The organism is Paraburkholderia sp. SG-MS1 (genome assembly GCF_012275575.1).
In the GTDB taxonomy this organism is placed as follows: Bacteria; Pseudomonadota; Gammaproteobacteria; order Burkholderiales; family Burkholderiaceae; genus Paraburkholderia.
Genome location: NZ_NPIH01000286.1, coordinates 171,158 through 197,147 on the forward strand (window position 1 = coordinate 171,158; position 25,990 = coordinate 197,147).

General features: G+C 60.9%; 20 protein-coding genes. 9 read left to right on the plus strand and 11 right to left on the minus strand.

Annotation, left to right across the window (positions count from 1 at the left end; translation table 11 throughout):
- On the minus strand, nt 1-1,056 hold the full coding sequence (locus tag CIC12_RS31655) for a D-cysteine desulfhydrase family protein (protein WP_238812986.1): 1,056 nt from the start codon (nt 1,054-1,056) through the stop codon (nt 1-3).
- 49 nt (nt 1,057-1,105) lie between these two features.
- A complete protein-coding gene (locus CIC12_RS31660) occupies nt 1,106-1,852 on the minus strand; it encodes an SDR family oxidoreductase (protein ID WP_168670326.1) in 747 nt (248 codons plus the stop codon).
- Between the two features lie 714 nt (nt 1,853-2,566).
- On the opposite strand from CIC12_RS31660, the gene CIC12_RS31665 reads away from it, so the two are divergent.
- The 3 genes from CIC12_RS31665 to CIC12_RS31675 all read left to right on the plus strand — a co-directional run bounded on the left by CIC12_RS31665 (nt 2,567) and on the right by CIC12_RS31675 (nt 8,174).
- Nucleotides 2,567-4,330: a tannase/feruloyl esterase family alpha/beta hydrolase gene (locus tag CIC12_RS31665; protein WP_168670328.1), complete on the plus strand. Its 1,764-nt coding sequence runs from the start codon at nt 2,567-2,569 to the stop codon at nt 4,328-4,330.
- Between the two features lie 615 nt (nt 4,331-4,945).
- The gene (locus CIC12_RS31670) at nt 4,946-5,671 is read left to right on the plus strand and encodes a hypothetical protein (RefSeq protein WP_168670330.1); all 726 of its coding nucleotides are present in this window, start codon (nt 4,946-4,948) and stop codon (nt 5,669-5,671) included.
- A 4-nt stretch (nt 5,672-5,675) separates the two neighbouring features.
- Complete coding sequence (locus CIC12_RS31675; RefSeq protein ID WP_168670333.1) at nt 5,676-8,174, plus strand: P-loop ATPase, Sll1717 family; 2,499 nt, start codon at nt 5,676-5,678, stop codon at nt 8,172-8,174.
- Nucleotides 8,175-8,361: 187 nt separating this feature from the next.
- Here the strand turns inward: CIC12_RS31675 and CIC12_RS31680 are convergent, their stop codons facing one another.
- The 3 genes from CIC12_RS31680 to CIC12_RS31690 form a co-directional block, all read right to left on the minus strand.
- Complete coding sequence (locus CIC12_RS31680; protein WP_168670335.1) at nt 8,362-9,600, minus strand: alpha-hydroxy acid oxidase; 1,239 nt, start codon at nt 9,598-9,600, stop codon at nt 8,362-8,364.
- A 37-nt stretch (nt 9,601-9,637) separates the two neighbouring features.
- Complete coding sequence (locus CIC12_RS31685) at nt 9,638-10,729, minus strand: ABC transporter substrate-binding protein (protein ID WP_168670337.1); 1,092 nt, start codon at nt 10,727-10,729, stop codon at nt 9,638-9,640.
- Between the two features lie 181 nt (nt 10,730-10,910).
- Nucleotides 10,911-11,849 carry a LysR family transcriptional regulator gene (locus CIC12_RS31690; RefSeq protein ID WP_168670340.1) on the minus strand — a complete coding sequence of 313 codons (939 nt, stop codon included), beginning with the start codon at nt 11,847-11,849 and terminating at the stop codon, nt 10,911-10,913.
- Between the two features lie 578 nt (nt 11,850-12,427).
- Here CIC12_RS31690 and CIC12_RS31695 point away from each other — a divergent pair.
- The 5 genes from CIC12_RS31695 (at nt 12,428) to dapA (ending at nt 18,913) form a co-directional block, all read left to right on the plus strand.
- Entirely contained in the window at nt 12,428-13,879 is a 1,452-nt protein-coding gene (locus tag CIC12_RS31695; RefSeq protein WP_168670403.1) for an FAD-binding oxidoreductase, read from the plus strand.
- 49 nt (nt 13,880-13,928) lie between these two features.
- A complete protein-coding gene (locus CIC12_RS31700; protein WP_168670342.1) occupies nt 13,929-15,035 on the plus strand; it encodes an ABC transporter substrate-binding protein in 1,107 nt (368 codons plus the stop codon).
- A gap of 33 nt (nt 15,036-15,068) precedes the next feature.
- Nucleotides 15,069-16,169 (plus strand): ABC transporter ATP-binding protein, encoded by a 1,101-nt coding sequence (locus tag CIC12_RS31705; protein WP_168670344.1) that lies wholly within the window; start codon nt 15,069-15,071, stop codon nt 16,167-16,169.
- A gap of 97 nt (nt 16,170-16,266) precedes the next feature.
- Nucleotides 16,267-17,979 (plus strand): ABC transporter permease subunit, encoded by a 1,713-nt coding sequence (locus CIC12_RS31710; RefSeq protein ID WP_168670405.1) that lies wholly within the window; start codon nt 16,267-16,269, stop codon nt 17,977-17,979.
- 25 nt (nt 17,980-18,004) lie between these two features.
- Nucleotides 18,005-18,913, plus strand: coding sequence for a 4-hydroxy-tetrahydrodipicolinate synthase (gene dapA / locus CIC12_RS31715; protein ID WP_174772264.1), 909 nt, complete (start codon nt 18,005-18,007; stop codon nt 18,911-18,913).
- A gap of 31 nt (nt 18,914-18,944) precedes the next feature.
- On the opposite strand, the gene CIC12_RS31720 is transcribed toward dapA, so the two are convergent.
- From CIC12_RS31720 to CIC12_RS31745, 6 genes are all read right to left on the minus strand, one after another.
- On the minus strand, nt 18,945-19,772 hold the full coding sequence (locus tag CIC12_RS31720) for an IclR family transcriptional regulator (protein ID WP_168670346.1): 828 nt from the start codon (nt 19,770-19,772) through the stop codon (nt 18,945-18,947).
- Nucleotides 19,773-19,840: 68 nt separating this feature from the next.
- Nucleotides 19,841-20,128 carry a hypothetical protein gene (locus CIC12_RS31725; protein WP_168670348.1) on the minus strand — a complete coding sequence of 96 codons (288 nt, stop codon included), beginning with the start codon at nt 20,126-20,128 and terminating at the stop codon, nt 19,841-19,843.
- Nucleotides 20,129-20,161: 33 nt separating this feature from the next.
- Complete coding sequence (locus tag CIC12_RS31730; RefSeq protein WP_238812988.1) at nt 20,162-21,148, minus strand: porin; 987 nt, start codon at nt 21,146-21,148, stop codon at nt 20,162-20,164.
- Between the two features lie 222 nt (nt 21,149-21,370).
- Nucleotides 21,371-22,729, minus strand: coding sequence for a C4-dicarboxylate transporter DctA (gene dctA, locus CIC12_RS31735; protein ID WP_168670352.1), 1,359 nt, complete (start codon nt 22,727-22,729; stop codon nt 21,371-21,373).
- Between the two features lie 68 nt (nt 22,730-22,797).
- Nucleotides 22,798-23,709 (minus strand): hypothetical protein, encoded by a 912-nt coding sequence (locus CIC12_RS31740; protein ID WP_168670354.1) that lies wholly within the window; start codon nt 23,707-23,709, stop codon nt 22,798-22,800.
- A gap of 33 nt (nt 23,710-23,742) precedes the next feature.
- On the minus strand, nt 23,743-24,594 hold the full coding sequence (locus CIC12_RS31745; RefSeq protein WP_168670356.1) for an amidohydrolase family protein: 852 nt from the start codon (nt 24,592-24,594) through the stop codon (nt 23,743-23,745).
- Between the two features lie 143 nt (nt 24,595-24,737).
- Here CIC12_RS31745 and CIC12_RS31750 point away from each other — a divergent pair, with 143 nt between their 5' ends.
- Nucleotides 24,738-25,979, plus strand: a complete 1,242-nt coding sequence (locus tag CIC12_RS31750; RefSeq protein WP_168670358.1) for a LysR substrate-binding domain-containing protein — start codon at nt 24,738-24,740, stop codon at nt 25,977-25,979.
- Nucleotides 25,980-25,990 lie beyond the last annotated feature (11 nt).

The following is a 25,990-nucleotide window of genomic DNA, read 5'->3' on the forward strand; positions in this document are numbered from 1 at the left end:
TTAGACGGGACCGGCGCCCGCGCGGAAAGCATCCCGATACGCAAATAGCCCGGGCAGTCCGCCCGTCATGATGAACAGCACGTTCTGGTCACGCTGATAGCGCCCGGACCCGACGTCGGCGAGCAATCCTGCAAACGCCTTGCCGCCGTACACCGGATCGATGAAAAGCCCTTCGGTTGAAGCGAGCATTCTCACTGCCGAGACCATGGCCTGCGTCGGGATTCCATAGCCAGAGCCTAAAGAATCGTCGGAAAGATTCAGGTCGTCCGCGACTATTTCACACTCGGGTCTCATCAGACGCAAAGTCAGATTCGTTTTTTCCAGTGTAATGTTGCGTGAGCGATCCGCGTTGCTGAGCACCGCGTGGGCGCGAATCCTCGATGGGGCGCCTCCGAGCAAAACTTCGCCTGCAACGAGCCCTGCGTGCATACCGCCACTGCCGTTCGGCACGACGATCTCGTCAAACACGATGCCGAGGTCTTCCTCCTGAGCGTGAATCTCCCAAGCGCATTTTGCGTAGCCGAGGCACCCGACCGGGCTCGATCCGCCGAGTGGGCAAACGTACACGATATGGCCATCGGCGCGCAGTTCTTCTGCACGATTGTTCGCGAACAGTTGAACGTCGGCCGATCCCGGCAGATCATGCACGACCACACCGAGCAGATCGTTGAGCAAGGTATTGCCATTGTCGATGTAGTCACCGTCCGTGCGGTTCACTGCCCGATTCAGAATGAGTTCGCATCGCAAGCCCGCTTTCGCGGCGGCGGCGGCCGTCAGCCGCGCATGATTCGACTGCCGTGCGCCGACTGTAATGATCGTGTCAGCATTCCGGCTCAGGGCTTCGCCGACCAGGAACTCGAGCTTTCGCAGCTTGTTGCCTCCCATTCCCAATCCGGTCAGGTCGTCCCGCTTGACGAAGAGGTTGACCTTCAATTTTTCACTCAGCCGGACTAGTCGCTGTATCGGCGTGCGGCCTTCCAGCAAGCGGTACGTCGGAAGCAGACAATTGCCATCCCACGAGAGTTTGTTTTCCATAGCCACACCAAGGAGGTTCATCAAGGTCGTTGCGCTGCAGGACGATCGTCTTGCAGCGCGCCACGGCTGATCAAATCTGCGTCAGTCCACCATCGACAACGAGCTCCGAACCCGTCACGAACGCGGAGTCATCACTCGCCAGAAATAGCGCGGCAGTCGCGACTTCATGAGCCTGACCGAAACGCTTCAGAGGAACAGCGGCTTGAATCGCAGAGCCGGCAGCCGCCAGATCCTTCTCCGACAGGCCGAGTTTCTCATGAAACGGCGTCGCAATCGGACCAGGACTTACGGCGTTGACGCGGATGCCGCGCGGGGCAAGTTCTGCGCCGATTGAACGTACGAGTGAACGGGTCGCCGCCTTCGTCGCGGACAGAATGGACATGCCGGGCGTACCCACTTCATTGAGAAAGGACGTCGTAATGACAATCGATGATCCTTGCGACAGATGCGCAGCGGCCTTTTGAATCGTGAAGAACACACCGTTGAAGTTGAGCGCAAACTGCTCGCTGATCTGTTCAGCCGTGACTGCTTCGAGCGGCGCCGCCGTTCCCGCACCCGCATTCGCAAAGATCACGTCGATGCGTCCAAACGTTTCGACGACATCGGCGATAGCCTTGTCAATCTGGGCCGGGTCGCGCAAATCGACTGACAGGGTGACAGCGCCTTCACCGAGAATGCTGGCGGTATGGGCCAGCCGTTCTCCGTGCGTCCCCGTCACGACGACCGTGGCGCCTTCGCGCTGGAAAAGTTTGGCCGCTTCCAGGCCGATGCCCGAGGTTCCGCCGGTGACCAGTGCGATTTTGTTCTTGAGCTTCATGACAGATTCCCTTTGATATGTGTGACGTATCGGTAACTTCAATCGGCGTTGCGTTGCCGGTAGAGACACTATCGTCGCGGCCGTCTCCACCGACAAATGAGAAGATCTTGCCGGCCGCGAAAGAAAAACTATGCTGCGCTTCGATGAGGCGGGTGTGAGACCGGCAATCCCGCTGTCACATCCACGTCAAAGAATCTGCGGGCCCGTCCGGACCGTTCGCGCTGCCTTTCGACCGACCAACGCAAGTTGCTTGACAAACGAGCGTCTGCTTCGGACGCTGAAAAATACAAAACGCTGCGCGCACGTCAGGCGTGCACTTGAGCGTGATTCGGCCTCTACGGCGCGCGTCAGCGACTATGATGTATCGAACCATCTCCTTCGCGAGCGTTACGACCAGCGTGCCGGGTGGGCCGTTGCCGTTTCGCCTGCAATAGCGGAGCGAATTGGCATTGGTCATACGGCAATGCGAGCGCCAATGCGGCGACCTTCGAGCATTGCGTCGGCGAGCCGTTGAAAGTCTTCTACTGAATTGACAGCAGGTTCAGGTATGCGGTGTCGGGCGGGTATCGCGCGCAACACGCTGTTGATCGTCGCGCACGCGGTGGCCGCGCGGTTGACCCGGGCGAGATAAGGGTCATGTGTGCGTTGCGGCATACGGGCCAATGCCGCGATGTCCAGCGCCGTCTCCAGGCCTCATTGGAAGGAGACAAAGCGATGAACTCGAGCAGCGGGCTGTGGCGCGCGCATGGACGCGTGCTGTCGTGGCAGGGTGTGTTCTCTGTGCTGGTACTGTGCGCCATGTGGAGCGGCGGCGCGCATGCGGAGTCGGTGGGCAGTTCATGTCGCGACGCGGCATGCGGACGGCACAAGCCGCCGCCGCCGTCGAAAGCAAGCTGTCCGCAACTGAACGGGTTGACCATCCGGGCCCGCGAGATCGACCTACCGACAACGGGCGCTCTCGTCACATCGACCACACAGGTGGCAGCGAGCGGTAGCGGGCCGACGGCGACCGGGTCGTACTGTCTCGTGGCCGGCGCGATTCATCCGATCGATCGGTCCGCCCCAGACATCCTGTTCAACATCGCGTTGCCGGACCAATGGAACGGCAAGATCCTGATGCTCGGCGGCGGCGGTTTCAACGGCTCGATTCCTGCCGTGACCGATAACGTGCCGAGCGCGCCGACTAATGTGCCGGGACCGCTGTCGCGGGGCTACGCGGTGTTCGCGAGTGATTCCGGGCACGAGGCGACGAGGGGCTCGATAGACGGCGCGTTCTCCGTCAACGCCGAGGCGTATGACAACTTCATGGGTGAAGCGCTGAAGAAGACGCATGACGCGGCGCTCGTGATCATCGACAAGCGTTACGGCACGCATCCGTACAAGGCGTATTTCGCGGGTGGTTCAACTGGAGGGCGCGAGGCGCTGACCGTCGCGCAGCGCTGGCCGCAGGACTGGGATGGTGTGATCGCGTTTTACCCCGCGTATGACTTCACAACGTTGAGCCTGCAGCAGTTACGCGTGACGGAAGGCTTCGCGGCGCCGGGCGCGTATCTCGACACGGCGCAGCGCGCGTTGCTCCTGAAAGCGGTGATGCAGGCGTGCGATGGGCTCGACGGCGCCGTCGACGGGCTGGTCAGCAACGTGCAGGCGTGCAATGCGACGTTCAATCCGGCGACGGCTTACGTCGACGGCAAACGACTGCGCTGCCCCGGCGGTGTGGCGCGCAACGACACTTGTCTGTCGGACCAGCAGATCGCGGCGCTAAACACTATGAACACGCCCCTCGTGTTTGAATATCCGCTCGAAAGCGGCGAAACGCAGTACCCGGGCTTTAACGTGTATGGCGCGGATCTCGGAATGGGCAGCAGTTCTCCGCTCGAGGATACAGTCACGTTGCTCGCGTTGGGCACGACGCAGCCGTCGTACCCGCTACAGTTCACTACGATGTTCGACGGACAGATCAGCGACGAATTCGTCCGCTACACCGTAATGGGCAACCCGAACGCCAACTCGCTGATGTTCAATCCGGCGCTTGCCGGCCGATGGTCTGGGCGGATCAGCATGCTGTCTGGACTCGACGCGACCGACGCAAACCTGACGTTCTTCATGCGACGCGGCGGCAAGGTGTTAATGGCGCACGGCACTGTGGACCTCACCGTCAGCACGCGGGCAACCGAGATCTACTATCAGCGCTTGCTGTTGACCATGGGCTTTGGCGCCGTCGAGTCGTTCATGCGCTTCTACGAGATTCCGGGGCTGCAGCACGGCGTCGGCACCGCGTTCAACGCGTCGTGGGACTCGCTCACGACGCTTGAGAACTGGGTCGAGCACGGCAAGCAGCCGGTGCATGAGGTGGTCACCGATACCGCTGGCGTACCAGGACGCACGCGACCGCTGTGCCAGTATCCGGCCTGGCCTAGCTACAACGGCGCGGGCGACGTGAACAGCGCCGCTTCGTTTACCTGCGTGCAGGGGTAACGCACGCAGGCCGCGTCGCGCGAGGGGCTACCGCGCGCGTTATGTTCGGACAATCAGGTTGAGGGAGCGGATGATCCGTCTGCGCATTGGCGTGCAGACTCGAGGGGCCGCTCCTGCCGTAAAACGGTCGTCTATCCCCAGCTTGACCGGCGACTCATCGGCCATTGCGAGCATTCGTTATGCGCGCGCTGTCTTCAAGACGAGCGTCCCGCTTGCGACATAAAGCGGGCGTCTTTATCCCCCAATTTTTTGACTTTCACGCCTCAAGCTTTTCGATAGGTTGCCGATAATTCAGTCGAGACCCCGCTCATGCAGTCAACGAGGGGCTCTGCTCGCAAGCGGCGGGTGCTGACGGATTATCTTGCGCAAGGCAGTCGCCCGCGACCGGGTCCAGGAGCGCTCACGACTGAGGTCAATTTTTGACCGTAGTCCGCACGGCGATCGCTGCGTTAGAGGCTTGCGGTCATGCAGACAAGTCGCCTTGGAGCGCTGCACAGGACGCAAAGCAATATGCGTCTGCGGAGCAAGCAACAGCGCGCGCTCAAACGGGTTGCCCATTTTCGAGCGCGTGCAGGCGACATAACAATTTATCCGAGCCGAGAGACATGAATTCAGATGGCGACAATCAATGATTTGCTGTTGGCGAGAAATGCCAGGAAAGGACATAAAACCGGGGACAAAGCTGGCGCGCATTCGCGAATTCAACTAACCCGATACATTGCTCGGAATTGCAAGCTCTACGATGCGCTGACAGCGCATCTTTTCCATCCAGACCATCATCCTGTGTTGGTCGATACTCATCCGGCAATCGAGGTTGCTCGTCATCTGGAAAGACTAGGGTGGGTAAAGAATCCGGCTCCCCACACATGGTTACTTGCGTGTGATGACGAATGCAGGGTGTATCTTGCAGGCGGGTGGCTGGAGGAATACAGCTTTCTGGCGCATGAAGCAGCCGGAGTGGATGAAATCTATTTTGGTCAGGAAATAGTCTGGTCCGTCAATGGTATCGACGGCAAAAATGAAATCGATGTGATTGCGCGACGCGGGGACCTGCTTTCCTTTACATCGTGCAAGGCTATACGGCCCGACAAATCCGCTAATCATACGTCCGAGCTACGTGATTTCCTCACTGAGACGAGTTATTGGAACAGTCATTTCGCGAACGGGTCAGGTCGTACTCTCCTGATTACGACGGCCGACATGGTCGACGAGGAGCAGGGCTTCAGGCAGCGCTATCCCCAGCTTCTTGCCCGAGCTAGCATCCTGCATGTGGATGTTTCCGGCTATGAAGAGTTGGAATGGAATCGACTGCTTGAAACAATAGAAAATCATTGGGACTAAAACTATGTACGGCAAAGTGCAGCAGAATGGGAAAGTCGTTGGGGATGACGGTAAGGAATACATGGTGTCTGCGGGTTCCTGTGACCTGCCTGTGATGGACGACGCTGAAGTTTATGTGGCGTTTAACTCCATTGAATCCGACTCGGGGCATAGAACCGCGCAGATCACGCATGTCATCTCCCCGCAGCCAGTGAATCGAGATGTCCTCGCATCCTGTGTGGACTCCTGGGATCAGGAAGCCGCGCGAGACTCGGGTACTTTTGTTCCAACCGACGCCTATCGGGAAATTGCTGGCAACCGTAAATGCTTTGTTATCGGTCGCAAAGGTGTGGGCAAATCTGCCCTGGTCCGGGCTTTGATCAAGGAGGGACGGCCGGGTGGCGTGTTTTCCTTCGAGGCCTTTGATTTCGAACAAGTTTACAAGCTCGGTGCCTCGTCCTTCACTCAAGCGCGCTACAAACCCATCTGGGTTATTCTGTTCATTACTTCTGCAATCTCCGTGCTACTGGCGAGCAACAAGCTTTCCGATGAAGTTCGCGCGCGGTTATCGAAGGCGGAAAAGAATTCGAAATCCGGTGCTGCTAGTGGATTTTTCAAATTCATCAACGAATCTCTCGAGAAACCTCACGTCGACGCGGCTGGTGATGTGATTGCCGCGGCACTGACCGCAGTAGGCGCCGTGCTGCCCGTTAATCCATTCAAGGTCGCCAGCGCAGTAGTAGGATTCGTCAATGACCGCCTATCGGCTCCCACGTCCACGGATGATGCCGACAAATCGCTGGTTCGACTTCAGGAAGAAATGGTTGAGTTCTATCTGGAGTTGGGGGATAAGCCGGAAGTCGTGATCGCGTTCGATCAGCTCGATGAGGAGTACCGCGAGAAGAATGCAAAAGAATATCCGGAATTGATAGAAAGCCTGTTTAGCGCTTCGACGTGGTTGCTGGATAACATGACCACAGCGTCCGGTTGTGGACTGGGCATCAAGCCAGTCGTCATATTGAGGGACGATATCTTTGAAACTCAGTTTGCAACTACCAACAAGGCGAAGTATCTAAGTTACATCGTCAGGCCTGAGTGGGATAAAAGCACGTTGCAGGAAGTAATCGCTGCGCGACTGTCGCAAGCGACGGGTAGCGGGACAGAGCGCGCCTTCGAGGACCTTTGGGTCGATGTGTTCGTGCCATTCTATCCAAGCAACCCCAATGCACTAAGCTCCAATCAGACGTGGGGCCGGTCTGTCGAGTACTACAGCTCCTACGAGTGTTTCGTCAGGCACACGTCGCGGACCCCCCGCGATGTCATTGAATTGCTCAAGGAGTGCATGGTTGCGCTGCGAAAAAAGAACAACAGCGGAAAGAGTCGTTGCGATTACCACGTGTTCATACAAGCACGGAAGGAATTTGCTTCGTATTACTACGAACAGGTTATCGACGGGATGCGGACAGTTTTTCCTAACATCACTCGAATTTTTGAAGCGATCAAGGATGAGGCCCAGTCGCCCACGATGGGCAGGGAACGGTTTACAGATCTCATCATGAACATCATCCAGCCGCACGAAAATGCTGAAGATTCCCAAATCAACGGTCTCTTCGAAGCACTCTCCAAAGCCGGCAGCGAAGATGATAAGGCTTTGATCCTGGAGCGGATTCGAAGCTTGCGGAGCAGAATTGCTTCTCGAATCGATGCCCAAGTGCGTGAGCTACTCAAAATGCTGTGGGATGTGTGCGCGATAGGCCTTCACATCAACAATAGCTACCGCGCTAAACATCTGAATTACGAGGGCTTCTCAGTGAAGGCAGGAGAGCAGATCGTATTTCATCCTGCGCTCGCAGTTCACTGGAATATGGACACCTCCATCATTGGAAACCCGCTGCAGGATCGTGATAGCAGGCGTGAGACGAATGATGCCCCGAAGTTTCTGCGCAATTTGCTGTTAGATCCCACGCAGAGACAGCGTATCGCCCAGGCGCTGAAGGGGAAAGTGTGGGAGCTACGGCTGGATGACGACCCCGACCCGTACAGGCCAGCCAAGCTGGTCAATAAGTCTTTTCCTAACAATATTTTTTGTGAGAACAGGCATCTGCCGGACGGATTGAAGAAGAGCGGAGTTTTTGAAAGCGAACTTGTCATTGCGTCGGACCCCAAGTATCCGGATTCCGACCCAAAGAAATGGAATTTTTACCTCAAAGGTGCCGAACCCTCGGCGGATAGGACCGGGGCGCAAGGAAAATACACCGCGGCGGCCTTGAATGATCCGACCGCTCGACTGGTCATTGAAAATGAACTCAGGTCCCGTCACTGGGAGATGACGGTCATGAGCAAGGTCGGAAAGGGCACGCTATTCCTGTCGCATCCAGATTTTCCGCAGAACGTCTATTGCCCGCATAAGGTCCTGACAAAGCAGCGGTTAGTGCTGGCAGAAGGGGATAAAGTTACCGCCGTGCTAACCATCAATCAACACAATGAGCGTTGGGGCTATATTGTCGCGCACGTAAAGCAATAGAAAGGAGTCACACAAGTCATCGACGGCGCGCGCACAGCTACCGGCAGTAGCCGGTTCGATGACGTTTGGTAGCCGAGGGGCTAGCCGGGAATCGCCGAGTCACGAAGTTCGTCCCGGGGAAAATCGGCGATGCCCCGGTTCGTCTGGACGGTGTCGTTGCCGATGTCGCGCAGTGGTTCGATCAGTTTCATGATCGGACGGCTCCGGGAGCAATGGTGACATTCGGTTTGACGGCAGGCGCCGACGCGGCCCGCGACGTGCCGGGCTGCGCACCGGCAATGCGCTCGTGCAAGGTATCGATGCCTGTGCAACCGAGCAGAGTCATCGTGGTGACCATCTCCTCGCACAGCAGCGCAAGGACGTGATTGACGCCGGCCTCGCCGCGCGCGGCGAGCCCATAGAGCGGCGCGCGGCCGAGCAGTACGCCGCGCGCGCCGAGCGCGACGGCCTTGACGATGTCGGCGCCGCGTCGCACGCCGGAATCGAGCAGGATGTGCAGCGAATCGCCGAGCGCGTCGGCCACCGCCGGCAGCACTTCGATCGGTGCGTGCGCGCCTTCGAGCTGACGGCCCCCGTGGTTGGAAAGCACGATGCCGTCGGCGCCGTGTTGGCGCGCAAGGCACGCGTCCTCGACGGACATGATGCCTTTGACGATGAGCGCTCCCTTCCAGTGCTTGCGCAGCCACGCCATGTCGCACCAGGCGAGCGAGAGATCCATCTGACGCGCGAGCGCCGCCGCCTGACGTTGCAGGTCCGGCGCTTCGCCGAGACTCTTCGCGAGGTTGACGAGCTGCGGTGTGCCTTGGCGCGCCATCTGCAAGGCCCAGTGCGGATGACGCAGCAGATCAAGGATCAGTTGAGGCGTGATCGGCAGGGGCAGGCGGTAGTTGTTGTGGATGTCGTGATCGCGCTTGCCATGCACGGGCGTATCGACCGTGACGAGCAGCGCCGTGTAGCCCGCCTCGGACGCGCGCCGCATGATGCTCTCGGCGATGCGGCGGTCCTTCTGCACGTAGAGCTGCATCCACAGTTCGGCGTGCGGCGCGGCCTCGCGCACGTCTTCGAGTAGCGACGTCGAGGCGCTCGACAGCGCAAACGGCACGCCGCGGGCCATTGCGGCGCGTGCGAGCAACTCGTCGGCTTTCGGCCAGAAGAGTCCGTTCAGTCCGGTCGGCCCGACGGTCATCGGCGCGGCTGCCGCATAACCGAAAAGCTGTGCGGCGGGCGAGACATGCGAGACGTCCACCATCGCGCGGGGCGTGAAATGCACGCCGGCGAACGCGGAGCGGTTGCGCGCCAGCGTGTGGCCGTCCTCGGCGCCGCCGTCGAGATAGTCGAAGGCGATCTTCGCCAGCCGCCGGCGTGCGGCTTGCCGATAGTCGGCGACGTTGGCGAAGCCTCGCGTGGATGAATAGAGCAGACTCATGGCGCAATCAGGCGAAGACGGGCCAATTCAACGGCGCTCAACGCAATACCCACTCGTTAAAGCGTTCGATTGCGACGTCCTGATGCGCGGGCCAGTAGGCCGGGTCGATGCGCACGCCGCGGCGCAAGTTATCGGCATAGGTCGGCAGGTTCTTTGCACGCTTCGCGTCGATGAACTGGAATGCATCGGGATGCGTCGGGCCGACGGCGAGCGCGCTCGCGACTTCCGCCTGGCGTTTCGGGTCGGCACAGAAAGCGACGAACTGGCGGCATGCATCGATGTTGTCGCCGCCCTTCAGGATGCCGAAGCCTTGCGGACCATAAATGTGGCCGCCCCAGGAAATGGCGAGCGGCGCGCCGGCGTCGATGGCGGGCAGCACGCGCGCGAGCCAGCTCGCGGCCATGGCCACCTCGCCTGAGCGCAGGATCTGCTCGCACTGTGCGCCGGTCGTCCACCAGATGTCGATGTTCGGCTTCACGCGATCGAGGCTCGCGAACGCCTTGTCGAGATCGCATGGATACACGCTGCCTGTGGGCGTGCCGGCTGCCATCAGTGCCTGTTCGATGGTGTCGAACGGAAACTTGCGCAGCGCGCGCCGGCCGGGGAAGTTCTTCACGTCCCACAGATCGGCCCACGACGAAGGCGCCTTGCCGCCCTTGAGCGCATCGTTGCGGTAGGTCATCACTGTCGAATAGACGTTGTGTCCGATCGCGCAGGTGTCGACGAACTGCGCGGGAATCTTCGCGACCGTGGCGTTGCCTTCGAGCTTGACCGGTTCCAGGTACGTCTTGCCGTTGCGCGACAACAGGTACACCGCCGGGAAGCTCAGTTCGGCCATGTCCCACGTCTTCGCCCCGGTATCGACGATGCTCCTGATCTGCGCGGTCGGCTCCGCGCCCGAAGCCACACCCACGACCTCGATGCCGGTGGCTTGCTGGAACGGTTTGTAGAGCGTGCGGGTGTAGATGTCGGTATAGACGCCGCCGGAATCGCGGACCACGAGCCTGCGTGCAGCGGCTTTCGCCGACGTCCAGATGGCCGGCATCGCCAGCCCGGCTGCGCCGGCTACGCCAAGACGGATGAAGTCGCGGCGCGAAGCGGCGGACGGCTTGTTTCGTTCGTTTGCCATCGAAAACTCTTTCTGCGAGAAGTGAAACCGGCGCGTGCCGCACGGCAGTGCGCTGCGAGAAGGACGGGTGAGTGCACCTTCGACGCACGTCCGTGGGCCGCGCCTGGAAGGCTTCTCCCAATGTTCGGGCTGTGCGCGCATTGGGCCAAACGAAATAACAACACCAGGTGATTCAGAAAACTCATGACGCTCCGCACAAAGGGCTCGACGTGTCGCCGATCGACTGCGCGTCATACTGGCTCGCCTGTTGTAGCAGCCACAGGCGGAACTGTTCCAGCGGCTTGCTGTGGCTCAACTCGGTGGGATAGACGAGGTAGTACGCGGAATCGACCTTGGTGCTGGCTTCGAACGGCACGATGAGTCCGAGTTGCCCGAGCTGTCCGTTCACGAAGAACTTCGGCACGAGCGCGATGCCCAGTCCCGCTGCGGCCGCGTTGATTGCCATGGTATGCAGTTCATAGCGCACGCCGTGCATCGTGCTGGCGTCTTCGACACCGAGCCCCGCGAACCATTGCGTCCAGCCGTCAGGGCGCGTGGTGGAATGCAGAAGCGGATAGGCGAGCAGTTCGTGCGCTTGCCTGACCGGTTGATCGAGCAGGGAAGCCTTGCACACCGGCACCACTTCCTCGCCGAACAGATAATCGGCCGCCGTGCCGGGCCACGTCGGCTTGCCGTAGTGAATAGCCGCTTCGAAGTGCGAATCCGTAAACGAAAACGTCTCCGTGCGCACGCCCATGTTGACGCGCACGTCGGGCGTGCAGTCGTAGAAATCCTTGATGCGCGGAATCAGCCACTGCGACGCGAAGGTGGGCAGCACCGCGAGCTCCAGATAGCCGCCGCCGCTGCCGTGGGCAATGATGGACAACGTATCGCGGTCGAGCTGTTCGAGCGAGCGCCGCACCTGCGTGCCGTAGATGCGGCCGGCGCGCGTCAACACCACGCGCTGCCTGGCGCGAACGAACAGCCGCACACCGAGATTCGATTCGAGCGTCGCGATCTGGCGCGAGATCGCGCTCTCCGTGAGGAACAACTCTTTCGCCGCATGAGTGAAGCTCTCATGCCGCGCGGCCGCTTCGAAAGCCAGCAGCGCACCCATGTTGGGGATCTTGAATTTGCGCATGGTGATTCTGAACATTCATTACGTGGCAATTTAATCGCGCTTTACGTGCAATACAACGATTCAAAATAATGTGGCCCACGCTGACGCGTTTGCGCAGGTGGCAGTGTGACGAAATATCACCACCTCGTGAATATTCCTGGTTTGACGTCGCGCCTGCGTTGACAGACAGTTGCGCGCATTCCGGTCAACCGTTGACTGACCGGATGCCATGCACGGAGCAGAGGCACCAGAACGATTGTGCAGACCGTCCGTGCATCCGCAATCGCCACATGGCAGATAAGTAGGATCACGTAATGAAGAAGAGCTTCCTGACGGTGGCCTCTGTGTCGTCACGCAAAGAGGAGACTGACAGGGCATGCGGAGCCCGACGCGAATGAGCAGGACGCCGACCTTCGCATGGCCGCATCAATCAACCCATCTGATCGCCGTGCGGGCAAAATCATGGACACTCCAAGTTACTGATTATGCGAAACAAGTTGATAGGGAAAAAACAAACTGATCGCAATGCAATTGTTGTGATTTTATTCCAATTTTGACGCTCGTATGCTTTGTTCGAACGGGGACGCATGCCCCGACTCATGGGGTCTGCCTTGACTGCTGAAACCGGATTGATTGATCGTTTTCGAACTCTGCTAGGCGATGGCGCGGTCATTGTCGCCGCTGCGGAGATGGAAGGCTTCGTCGAAGATTTTCGCGGTCGTTATCGCGGCGCGGCGCTGTGTGTCGTCCATCCGTCGTCGACGGAACAGGTGGCGGCGGTGGTGCGCGAGTGTGCCGCCGAGGGCGTGCCAATGCTCGCGCAAGGCGGCAACACCAGCCTGTGCGGCGGCGCGGTTCCCGCTGCCGATGGGACACCGCCAGTCATCATCAGTCTTGCGCGCATGCGCCGCATCCGCCGCATCGATGCGGCCAATGGGTCGATGGAAGTGGAAGCCGGCTGCGTGCTGCAAACCGTGCAGAACGCGGCGGCGGAAGTGGGGCGGCTCTATCCCGTGAGCCTGGGCGCCGAAGGGTCGTGTCAGATCGGTGGCACGCTCTCGACGAATGCGGGAGGCACCAGCGTGCTGCGCTACGGCAACACACGCGAGAACGTGCTGGGCCTCGAAGTGGTAATGGCCGACGGCACTATCTGGAACGGCCTGCGTGCGCTGCGCAAGGACAACACCGGCATCGATCTCAAGCAATTGTTCATCGGCGCGGAAGGCACGCTCGGCATCGTCACCGCTGCGACGCTCAAGCTGCATCCGCTGCCGACTCACCACGCGCTGGCCTGGTTCGCGCCGACCGATCCACAAGCCGCGCAGCGCGTTCTCGGGCTGTTTCAGGCGAATTGCGGCACTCGCCTGACGGCATTCGAATTGATGAACGCGCGGCAATTGCAACTGGTGGTCGAACATGTGGCCAATCGCCGTCAGCCGCTCGAAGGCGCGCACGACTGGCACGTCCTTGTGGAACTCGCGGACACGCAAGGCGCGGCCGACATGGAAGCGGCCCTGCAGGCCACTCTGGAACAGGCGGTGGGAGCCGGGCTCGTGGAGGACGCCATCGTCGCGAGCAGCGACCGGCAGCGCGCCGCGTTGTGGGACATCCGTCACAGCGTGACCGAAGCCAACAAGAAGGCGGGCGTCGGCCTGACGACGGATTGCGCGGTGCCGGTGTCCGCTGTGCCAGTGTTCATCGAACAGGCCACGCAGGCTGTGCGCGCGCTCGACCCGCAAATCGACGTCGTGATCGTCGGCCATATGGGTGACGGCAATATCCATTTCATTCCGATGTACCCGTTCGATGTGTGGCGTGCGCTTGCGGATGCGGCTGCGACAGGCGCCGCGATGCGCCGCAGCGTGAACGACGCGGCGCATGCGCTCGGCGGCACGTTCAGCGCGGAGCATGGCATCGGCCAGACCGGCTTGCCGCAGATGGCGCATTACAAGTCCGGCGCCGAACTGTCGATCATGCGCGCCGTGAAGGCGGCGCTCGATCCGCGCAATCTCATGAACCCGGGGCGTCTCATCCCCGATCCGCTCCATTGAGCCGCTTCGCCGGCCTACCGCGGCTATCCGCTTAACGCAGGAGACCACCATGAAGCCGAAGTACAAGAACGACAGCGAGAAGACGATCCTCAACCCCGCACGCCGCTCGGCGATCAAAGCCGTCGGCGCAGGCGTCGCGGCGACGGCCTTTCCGTTCATCTGGACGCCTGCGCGCGCGGCCAGCAAGCGCATCGTCGTGCGTGATGACGGCGGCATCTACACGAAGGCCTATGGCGCCGTGTACTACAAGCCGTTCTTCGAGCAGACCGGCATCGAAGTGGTGGGCGTGCAGGCCAATGCCGAGCCGACCGCGCAGATCAAGAGCATGGTGGAGTCGGGAGCCTATTCGTGGGACATGGCGAAGATCAGCCAGCCCGCCATCCTGCTGCTCACCTCGGGCGGCAAGGAGTATTTGGAAAAGCATAATCTCGAATCCGATCCGACCATCGCAAAGATTCCGAAGCAGTACATGTCGCCGTACGGAGTAGGCACCAACGTCTATTCGACGGTGCTCGCCTATCGCACCGATGCCTTCAAGGGCCGCAAAGCGCCCAGCTCGTGGGCGGACCTGTGGAACGTGAAGGACTTCCCTGGCCGCCGCGCGTTGCGCAAGTATCCGTTCGATACGCTCGAAGAATCGATGATGGCCGACGGCGCCACGACTGGTCAGGTGTACCCGATCAACTTCGACCGTGCGTTCGCGAGCCTCGACAAGATCTCGAAGCAGGTGGACGTATGGTGGAACACCGGCGCGCAGGTCGAGCAGATGCTGAACTCCGGCGAAGTCGCGATGGTCGCGACCTGGGCCTCGCGCGCGCAGTCGGCGATGGCGTCGGGCGCGCCGGTGGGCATCGTCTGGAATCAGAACATCTGGGGTTGCGACAACTGGTCGATTCTCAAGGGCACGCCGAACGCCGCCGCCTGCCGCGAGTTCATCAAGTTCGCCAGCGATCCCAAGCGTCAGGCCGCGCTGGTCGAATATTTCCCGGCCGGCCTCACGCAGCCGGAAGCCTTCAACTACGTGAAGCCGGAACAGGCCAGGAACTGCCCGACGTTCCCTGACAACATGAAGACCGGCGTGCAGATCAACGCGAAGTACTGGCAGGAGAATCAAAGCGCGGCGCTCGAGCGTTTCAACCGCTGGATTCTCACCTAACGGTCGGCATTGTTCACCAAGGAAGTGACCCGTATGGCTAGCATCAATCTCCAGATCTCCGGCCTCGGCAAGCGCTACGGCGATTTCGTCGCACTGGCGCCGACCGACCTCGACGTCAAGCAGGGCGAGTTCCTCACGCTGCTCGGGCCGAGCGGCTCGGGCAAGACTACGCTGCTCAGTCTGATCGCGGGGTTGGCGCAGGCCGACAGCGGTTCGATCCGCATCAACGGCGTCGACGTCACCGACGGCGCGCCGTATGACCGCGACATCGGCATGGTGTTCCAGAACTACGCGCTGTTTCCGCACATGACGGTGGCCGACAATATCGCGTTCCCGCTGCAGATGCGCAAGGTCGATGCGGCGAGCGTGAAGAAGCGCGTGGCCGAGGCATTGGAGATGGTGCACCTGCCGCATGTGGCGGGCCGCTATGCGCGCGAGCTCTCGGGTGGGCAGCAGCAGCGCATCGCGCTCGCGCGCTGCATGGTCTATCGGCCGTCGATCATTCTCATGGACGAACCGCTGGGCGCGCTCGACAAGAAGCTGCGCGACCACATGCAACTGGAGATCAAGCGCATTCACCGTGAGCTGGGTACGACGATCATTTACGTGACGCACGACCAGGAAGAGGCGATGACAATGTCGGATCGCATCTGCCTGATGAACGCGGGTTCGATTGCACAGCTCGGCACGCCCGCGGAGCTGTATTTCCGGCCGAAAAGCGTATTCGTCGCAGACTTCCTCGGCGAATCGAATCTGCTCGATGCGCGCGTCACGGAGCGCCAGGGCGACCAGGTGCGCGTCGCGATACAAGGTATGGACAAGGGTGCGGCCATGGTCTATGACCCGCAGGTGCAGTCGGGCAAGGACATCAAACTCATGCTGCGTCCGCAGAATCTGCGCGTGAATGCCCATGACGGCTCGGGCGCCGGCGTCGAATCGATGTCGGCGGAGCTGACCGACATCATGGTTACGGGCGGCATGACCCGGCTTTACATGCAGCGTCGGCAGCATGACGCGGATGCGTCGGCGCTGATCGCGTCGTTCCCGACCCAACGCCTCGGCGCGCAGTACGAGATCGGTCAGACGCTCACGCTGTCGTGGTCGCCCGCCGACGCCGTCGCAATTGCGGGGTAAGCACATGAACCACTCCGCCATTGCCGCGCAGACCGAAGCCGGGCCGGCACGACCCGCGCGCAGCCGGCGCTCGCGCGAGAAGCTGCGCGTCGCCGCGATGGCCGCGCCCGTCGTCGTGCTGCTCGCCGTGTTCCTGATCTATCCGGTCGGGCAACTGCTGCTGCTGAGCATTCACAACCAGAGCGGCTTCACGCTGGCTGAATACAAGCGGCTGTTCGCTTCGTCGGTCTATGTGGACGTGTTGTGGGTGACGCTCAAGGTGTCGCTGCTCACGACCTTCTTCTCGGTGCTGATCGGCTATCCGGTGGCGTACCTGATTTCGACGCTCACACGCGAGCGCAAGAACCGGCTGCTGTACTGGGTATTGCTGTCGTTCTGGACCAGCTTTCTGGTTCGCACCTTCGCCTGGGTCGTGCTGCTCGGCCGCAACGGCGTTATCAATTGGGCGCTCGCGCATCTGGGCCTCGCCGACTCGCCGCTCGGGTTGCTCTACAACCTGCCGGCGGTGATCATAGGGATGACGCACGCACTCATGCCGATCGCGATCATGACGATGCTCTCGGTGATGGAGAACATCGATCGCCGCCTGCCGAGCGCCGCGTCGACACTCGGCGCGCGACCGGGCACCGCGTTCTGGAAGGTGTATTTCCCGCTCTCGCTGCCGGGTGTATTCGCTTCGGCACTGATGGTGTTCGTGACCGCGATCGGCTTTTTCATCACGCCGACGCTGCTTGGCGGCCGCCACGAAACGATGATCACGCAGCTCATCATCGATCAGGTGTTGCAGGCGCTGAACTGGGGTTTCGCGGGTGCGATCTCGGTGCTGCTGCTGGCGGTGGTGCTGGTGGTCTTCGTCGTGTACGACCGCATGGTCGGCCTCTCGACGATGACGGGTGGCAGCAGCGCGGCGCGCGCTCCGAAACGCGGCGGCGGGCTGAGCCGCAAGTTCGGAGACGCGCTGCTCACGGTGCTCGGCAACGCCACTGATGCGCTCATCGGCCTGCTGCCGAAGCGCCGCAAGCGTGCGGGTGACGGTGCGAGCCGCACCTTGCGCACGGTCGTGCTGCTGATCATCGTGTTCCTGAGCGCGCCGGCGTTCCTGATGATTCCGCTGTCGTTCGATTCCGCGTCGGGCCTTGCATGGCCGCCGCATGGCGTATCGCTGCAGTGGTACCAGCAGGTGATCGACTCGCCGCTGTGGATGCAGGCCGCGACGCGTTCGCTCGTCGTTGGCGTCGGCACGGGCGTGTTGGCCATGGCCGTCGGCACGCCGGTCGCGTTTCTTCTGGTGCGGGGCGGATTGCGCTGGAACGCGACGATGCTCGCGTTCGTGCTCGCGCCGATTGTGGTCCCGCGCATGATTCTCGCCGTGGGCATCTTCTACTTCTTCGCGAAGATCGGACTGGTGGGCTCGTCGCTCGGGCTGGTGCTGGCGCATACCGTGGTGGCGGTGCCGTATGTGGTGATCACCATGATGGCGGTGCTGCGCAATTACGACACGCGTCTGGACCTGGCCGCGCAAAGCATGGGCGCGGGGCCGTTCACGACCCTGCGGCGCGTCACGTTCCCGATTCTCAGTGCGGGGATGCTGTCTTCGTTTCTGTTTGCGTTCGCGACTTCGTTCGACGAACTGACGATTGCGCTGTTTTCGTCGGGCGGTCTCAGCACCACGCTGCCCAAGCAGTTTTGGGACGAAACGACGATGCAGATCTCGCCGGTTATCGCGGCGGTATCCACCTGCCTGTTCGTCTTCATTTCGATCCTGATCTCGGTCGCCGATCGCCTACGGCGCCGGGGAACGGCCTCCTGAGCCTTTCAAACAAAGAGAAATCCGTATGCCGTTGACGTCTCAATCCTTGCACGGCATCTTGCCGGCTATTCCCACTCCGGTGCATCCGGACGACACGATCAACGTCGAAGCCACCCGCGCGCTGCTGGGCTATCTGCTCGCGCAGGGCATTGACGGAGTTCTGCCGCTTGGCGGCACGGGCGAGTATGGCGCACTTTCAAGCGAGCAGCGCGTACGCATGGTCGAAGTGACGGCGCGCGAAGCGGCAGGCCGCGTGCCCGTTATCGCGGGCGTGCTCGACCCGGGGTATCACGATGCGATCAAGGCGGCGAAAGACTTCGCCGCAGCCGGCGCCGATGGCTTGCTGGTCCTGACGCCGTACTACACCAACCCGACGCAGGCCGGCATTCGCGACTATTTCATGCGCTATGCCGATGAATCGCCGGTGCCGATCCTGCTGTACGAGATTCCGTACCGCACGCGCATTGCGATCACACCGGAAGTGATTCATGAACTCTCGCAGCATGAACGCATCATCGGCATGAAAGCGTGCAACACCGACATGTGGCATTTCCTGCGCGTGGTGGCGGGCGTCGATGAGAGCTTCGCAGTCCTGAGCGGCGAGGACACCTTGTTCCCGCTGCATATCGCGGCAGGCGCGCGCGGCGGTATCGTCGTGACGGCTTCTCTGTTGCCGAGCGCGTGGCGCCGTATCTACGAACTCGCCAGCGCGGGAAAGACCCCGGAAGCGCTTGCCTTGCATCGCACGCTGATTCCGCTGATGAATCTGGCCTTCGCCGAAACGAACCCCGGTCCGATGAAGTCGGTGATGGATCTCATCGGCGTGAACGCGCCCGACGTGCTTGCACCGCTCGTGCGTGCCGACGCGACGCTGGCGAATAAGCTGCGGGCCGAGCTCAAGAAGCAGCTTGCTGTTTTCGAGGGTCGCGAGTGACGCGCAGAGGTTTGCCCCAACGCGTCACGCGTTAGCGATGGGAGGTGGGCAGGCGCGACTTCGAGATCGAGGTCGCGGCCACCTGAACATGCTTGGCCAATTCCGCCTCGACGCGTTCCACTGTCCAGCGAGTCGTAGGCACGGAAATGTTGATCGCCGCCACCGCGGCGCCGCCGTGATCCGTGATGGGTGCGGCAACGGAGATATCTCCCAGCACCGTTTCGTTCTCGACGATCGCATAACCACGGCGCGATGCCTGCCGTATCCGTTCGAGCAGTTTCTTCGGATCGATCTCCGTATACGGCGTCATTCGCTCGAGCCGCGTTTGGGCGATGATGGCCTTCAGTTGTTTCTCGGGCAGGCGCGAAAGAATGGCGGTGCCGGACGCGGTGAAGAGGGCCGGTAGCCTCGCTCCTAATGCAATGTCGACGTTGAAGAGATGGCGCCCGGGAAAGCGCGCGACGAATACGATTTCTTTCCCGTCGATTTCCTGCAGATTTGTCGTCTCGCCAAGATGGCGGCTGATGTCCAGCAGATAGGGCGATGCCTTGTCGACCAGTTCATTGGCGCGGATGTAGTTGTAAGAGAACTGGAGCACCTTGGTGGTGAGCCGGTAATTACGCGTCTCCGGCACACGCGACAGGTAACCGAGCGCTTCCAGCGTATAGACGATGCGCTGCGTAGCGCTTCGGTCGAGCGCCGACGCCTTGGCGATGTCGGCAAGCGTCATGTGGCGGCTCGCACCATCGAACGCGTGGAGCACCCGGAATGTCTTTTCGGTAGACCCGATGAACAGGGAAGAGCGTTCGGAAGATGCGTCACGCGACGCTGGCGCCGCTGCGGAAGATGCCTTGGGCATTGAGTCAAGCGATCGTATTGCGATACGTTTGATTGTAGTCCAATTGCAGTGCTGGAAATTCGCGGAATTTATTCATTCGCGAGGAATGAAGGTGTCTTCGTAATGCAGCGAAGCGTGACTATCCGGAGGGTGACATAGCGCGTGATGTCCCGCACATCCTCGGCGTTCAGAAGGTTGGGAAACAATCTTGGCATGATGCCCGACGGTTCCCGGATGCGAGCTTCGATATCGGCTGCCCGGAAGTGACCCGAAATGCCGGTGGAAGTCGGACCCACCTTCGCCGCTTTGCCCATCACATGCCGCGCGATGTGCGGCGAGTTTCGCGCGCCTTTGCGCCCCGTTCGCTTCACGCGCATAGATCGCGCGCGTCTGTGTTGACGTCTGAGGTGCTAGAACAGGACGTCGATACCGACGGTGACGGCTGTCTGACTGGACGCGCCCGTCGGGTTCAGTGTGCTGACCACCGCGTGCCTGTATGACGTGTAATCGACTTCGCTATAGAGCGTCGTGCGCTTGGACAGCAGATACGCGAGCGAAACGATCGAAAGACCGCGGCGGCTGGCCTTATCGGTCGATACGGTGGTCTGGTAATAGCCGCCGCTGAAAATAATGTCCGGCCTGATGGTCCACGCAAGACCACCGAACGCGTTATTGGTCACCTGGTGAGGGGCGGCCGGATTTTGCAGATCTTCTGACATGAAGCCGCCAGATACGCGTACCGGACCGATCCTGTAGCCGACGCCCGCCATGTAGTAGCTGTCGCCTGTATACGTCATGCCGGTCAGTATGTTGCGGTGTCCGTACACGCCGCCGACGTCGACCGGACCGGCGCTGTAGCTCATGCCGACCGAGCGCGTTGCTCCGCTGCTGAAGTTTCCCGCGACGCCGCCAAACGAGTTGTCCACTTCGAACAGCAACGGCCCAAACGTGTTCTTGTACTTCACGGCGTTGTTGTTCCGCGTGCCGTCGGAGGCGGTAGTCAGCGGCAGGATCGGCGTGAAGTGGAAGCCGAACGGATCGTAAATGCTGATGATGTCGTGCGAGATCGTGTACTGGCGGCCCAAGTCCAGAGAGCCGTACCGCGTATGGCCAATGCCGACGAACGACTGCCGGTTAAATAGCGTGCCAGTGGTATTGTCCAGCTGCCCATTGCCGAGATTGAAGCCGCTTTCGAGGCGAAAGTGCGCGTTCCAGCCACCGCCCAGATCTTCTTTTCCGAGGAAGCCGAGTTTGTTCGAACTGTAATAGCCGTTCGAATTCATTGTCACTACCGAGCCGCCGCCTTTCGCTGCGTTGGTCTGGTAACGAACGCCGCCGTCCGCCGTGCCATATATCTGGACGCTCGATTGCGCTTGTGCTGGCAATGCGCTCAGCATACCAGCCGCCGCCGATATTCCAATCCCGAGGGATCTCCAAACTTTTGTTTTCATAATATGTCTCCGATCTGGTGTCGTTGTGTGTGCGGCGTCTGCCGATGTCAGCGCCGGTCATACGATTCGTATGACTAAATAAATACTTTGCTTTCAAGCTCTGTTGACGGCTTTCACCGAACCGGTGGCAGCTTTTCATTCATGCCACCGGTCCGTAGGGTATCGCTGCTAGTTGCCGGTCTGACTGCTCGTGGTGCGAGTGAGGCGGGCGGGCGGCGGGTCTGCTGGTTTGAAGCCGGTTTTCAGCTCATGACGTAGTGCGCCGCGGTCAAGGGCCTTTTCCCAATTTGCGACTACGATGGTCGCAACGCTATTGCCGACGATGTTGGTGAACACGAATCCACTCGACATAGCCTTGTGAATACCAAGAATCAGCGCGATCGATTCGACGGGTATCGTGTTCGATGCCGCGAGCGTCGCAGCCAACACGGCAATCGCAGCACCGGAGACACCCGCTGCGCCTTTGGACGTGAGCAGCAGGACGGCGAGCAACACCAACTGGTCATGCCAGGTCATCGGCGTGTTGGTGGCCTGCGCGAGAAACACGGCGGCCGCGGCGAAATACAGACATGTGCCGTCGTGGTTGAAGGTATAGGCGGTCGGCAGGACTAGACCAACTACCGACTTTTCGCAGCCGAGCCGTTCCAGCTTGTCGATCAATTGCGGAAACACCGTTTCCGACGAACTCGTGCCAATGACGAGCAACAACTCCGCACCGATATATCGCATCAAACGCAGCAGGCTGAAACCGTTGACTTTCGCGATCGGCCACAGGATCAGCAGGATGAAAAGCGCGCAGGTCAGATAGAACTCGAGTACGAGTTTGCCGAGCGAGATCAGCGTGCCGAAGCCAAACTTGCTGACGGTGAACGCGATCGCGCCGAAAGCGGCGAGCGGGGCGATCTTCATCGTCAGGCCGATGATCCAGAAGAGCGAGCCCGACACCGCATCGATCAGGTTCAAGGCTGGCTGTGCGCGCTCTCCCATTGCCGCGAGCCCGAATGCGAACAGCACGGAAAAGAACAGCACCTGCAGCACGTCGCCGCCGGCGAACGCGCTGATCGCCGTGTGCGGAATCACGTTCAGCAGGAATTCGCTCGTCGTGACGACGTGATGAGCTTTGGCGACGTAGGTATCGACAGCGGCGGAGTGCACGCTATGCATGTCCACGTTCATGCCGACGCCTGGCTTGAGCACATTGATGACCACGAGCCCCAGCACCAGTGCGAGCGAGGTCACCACTTCGAAATAGATCAGCGCCTTGATCGCGACGCGGCCAACCTTCTTGAAGTCGTTGACGCCCGCGATCCCGCTACACACCGTGCAGAAGATGATCGGTCCAATCAGCATCTGGATGATGCGGATGAATGCGTCGCCTACGGGTTGCAGATTGATGCCGAACTTCGGAAAGAAGTAACCCGTGGCAACGCCGAGCGTCATCCCGGCGAGTACCTGGAAAGACAGGTCCCGATAGAACGGCGGGCGTTCCCCGGGTGTCGAGGCGGCGGACTTGCCGGGCAAGCTCATGGTGTCTCCTTAACAGACTGCGGCGAACTCGGGTTCGCTCAGGAATCGTGGAACGGACGAATTCACGGCTAGCGTCCTGCGTCGCCCAGGATGTCGAAGCTGTCAGCGAAAATCTCGTCGATGGTCAGCTTGCGCGGCAGCAATTGCTGCTCCTCGCAGAATGCAAGGGTCTCTTCGAGTGGCCCGCGCAGCGCGTCATAGCCAAATAGAAGTTTGTCGGGTTTGCCGGCGTTCTGTGCGGCGACCGCTGCTTTGCCCCGGCTCAACAGGTCATATACGGCGCGGACGGCTAGCGGATTGGCATCGGCCACCGCTTTCGTCACCACGACCACGTGATTGATCGGCACATAGTGATGACGCGCATACCATTGCCGGTCGGCGGCGGCCGCATTGTCGATCAGCGGTTTGAATTCCGGTCCGTCCGGCAGATCGTTGCCTAGAATGGCCGCGTCGAGTTCTCCGTCGCGGAGCATCGTCAGCAGCTTCTTGTCGGCGCCGGCGCGCCGTACGAAAGACGGGTCGGCATACTCTTCCAGATGCGCGCCTTCGATCGTTACCCATTTGACCTGGTCGAGCGGCACCCCGTAAGTTTGCCCGAGAATGGCGCGGACCCACATGCCGGTGGTCTGGGAGTAGGCGCGCACGCCGACTTTCTTGCCTGCGAGACTGCTCACATCGAGTTTGCCGCGCTCGGCATTATAAATAATGCAGCCTTGCTGAAAGCGTGCCGCCACGACTGCTGGCAACAGCACGAGCGGTTTGCCATAGGCCTTCGCCTGCAGGTACGTGACGATCGCCAACTCGCTGACATCGTAGGCCTGACGACGTGCCATCGGCGCGAACGCGCGATGGATCGGCTCGATGTCCGCGAATATCAACTCGACGGCCGGGTCGGTCAGCTTGCCGCTTTTCAACGCCTGGGTGTGCGAATAGGTCTTCAGCGCGGTATTCAGGCGCGGCGGCTGGATAGAGGTGCTCACAAGCGGTTTCCTGTTCTGTTCGGAGTGGACGAATCAGGCGGCGAGCGCCGGATAAACCGTACGTGCGGTGCCACCGAAAATCGCTTCGCGCGCGTCGGCGGGCAAGGTCGAGAGGCTCTCGCGAGCTTCTGCGAGCAATTGCGGCAGCGTGCCTTCGGCGGCCGGGAAATTCGAGCCCCACGCAATGCGATGTGCGCCGAACGCGTCGAGCACGCGGGGAAAGAACGCGCTCGGCGTCGATGCGCCACGTGCGGCTTCGGCGATGGTGCGATTCGTGAGCTTCAGGTACACGCCCTGGTAAGGTGCGAGGCTGAAAAGCGGCGCGGCTGCTTCATACGGAGGACCGCCGGCGAGCTCAGGGCGGGCGAGATGGTCGAGCAGCACGCGGATGTCCGGAAAGCGCGTGAGCATGTTCAGCAGGGCGGGGATGCCTTGCGCGGTCATCTGCAGACAGATCGACACGTTGTGGTGTTGCGCGTATTCCCATACCGGGAAAGAGCGCTCGTCGTCGAGCCAGCCTGCCTGCCCGGGCATCGTGCTGCCGGTCGTGAAAAGGCGCATGCCGGAGAGGCCTGCGTCGAGCCAGCGCTGCATCTGCGTGACGGCGTCGCTGGCCAGAACGTCGATCGAAAACACGCCCGCGAAGCGATCGGGATGGCTGCGTACCGCTTCGACCACATAACTATTGTCGTTGCCATATACCGTCGAGGCTTGCACGACCACGGCCCGATCGATGCCGGCTTCGTCCAGAGAGGCGAGCAATCCTTCAAAGCTGACGGGACGCTTAGCCGACCATTCCGATTGATGACCGCCCACCGGCGCGAGTGGATAGCGTTGTTTATCCGGGGAAATTGCGTGAGTGTGCGTGTCGATGATCACAGACATGAAGTTGCTCCTGGCTGAAAACTTTGCAATGGAATGAGCGCTACTGTAAGCGCGATGAGCTCGAAGTCCTCAATACGAAGTGGCGCATCGGGCATAAATTTCCGTTAATCTAAGGGTTTTTACATAGTTGAGCGGGAGGGGCGATGAAGGCGGCTGAGCATGCGTCGTCGGACGACGATCTGGCGCGATTGAGGCGTCTCTTTCTGTTTGATGCGGTGTGCGAAGCCGGTGGGATCGGGCAGGCAGCGGTCCGCGCGGGACGGACACAGCCGGCGGTGAGCGTCGCCATCAGCAAGCTGGAAACGAGCTTCGGCGGTCAACTGTTCGAGCGCGGTTTCGGCGGCAGCGAATTGACCGACGAGGGGGTGATACTGCAACGGCGCGTGCGGCGCATGATCGATCAGATCGAGCGTGCCGTGATGAATGTGACTGGCCAGTCTGCCGTATCGAATGCGGCCAAGATCTGCCGCCGTCTGACCGATACACAGGTGCGCTGCCACATTGCGATCGCCAACGCGGGCTCGGCGGCTGAAGCGGCACTCTCGTTGGCCATCTCGCAGCCGGCCGTGCATCGCGCAGCACGGCAGATCGAGCAGAACATCGGTGTGTCGCTCTACAGGCGGCGTGTGCATAGTGTCTCGGCAAATCTCGCGGGGATTGAATTCGCGCGCTGCCTGAGCCTGGCGCTCTACGAGATCGCGCAGGCTGGTGAGGATCTGGCTTACGCCCGCGGGCAACTCACCGGGAAGGTAGCGATCGGTGTCTTGCCTTTGATGCCGCCGCGCCTCGTTGCGCGCGCCATTCAACGGTTACGCGAGCGCTATCCGGCTGCGCGTGTCACCGTGGAAGAGAGCGCTCATGCGCATTTGCTGCGCGAACTGCGCGGCGGATCGATCGACATTATTGTGGGCGGCTTGCGCGAGCCTCGGCTGACAGGGTCCGTGCAGGAGACAGAACTGTTTCCCGATCCATACGTGGTGGCCGTGCGAAAGGGGCACCGGCTGGCGAGGCGCAAGGCAGTCGGCGCGCTCGACCTCGCCGATTACGACTGGGTGATGCCTCAGCACAACGTGCCACGGCGCGCGGTGATCGATTCAATCTTCGGGCAACTGCCGGTCAAACCGCCCCTCGTGCTCGAGACCAGTTCGCTCGCCATGATGATCGCGATGCTGAAGGAGAGCGATTGCGTCACGCTGTTGTCGCGTGCGCAGATTCGCGACGCCTATCCGGGAAGCGAGCTCGTCGCGCTGGAACTCGAGATGCCGGAGGCAAGCCGGGCAGTCGGCTACACCGTACGCAGCGATTGGCTCGGTACGGCTGTGCAGCAAGCATTCGTCGAGATGCTGCGCGAAGAGTGCGTAGTCGATAACGCGCGGATTGACTAAACGGATAGATG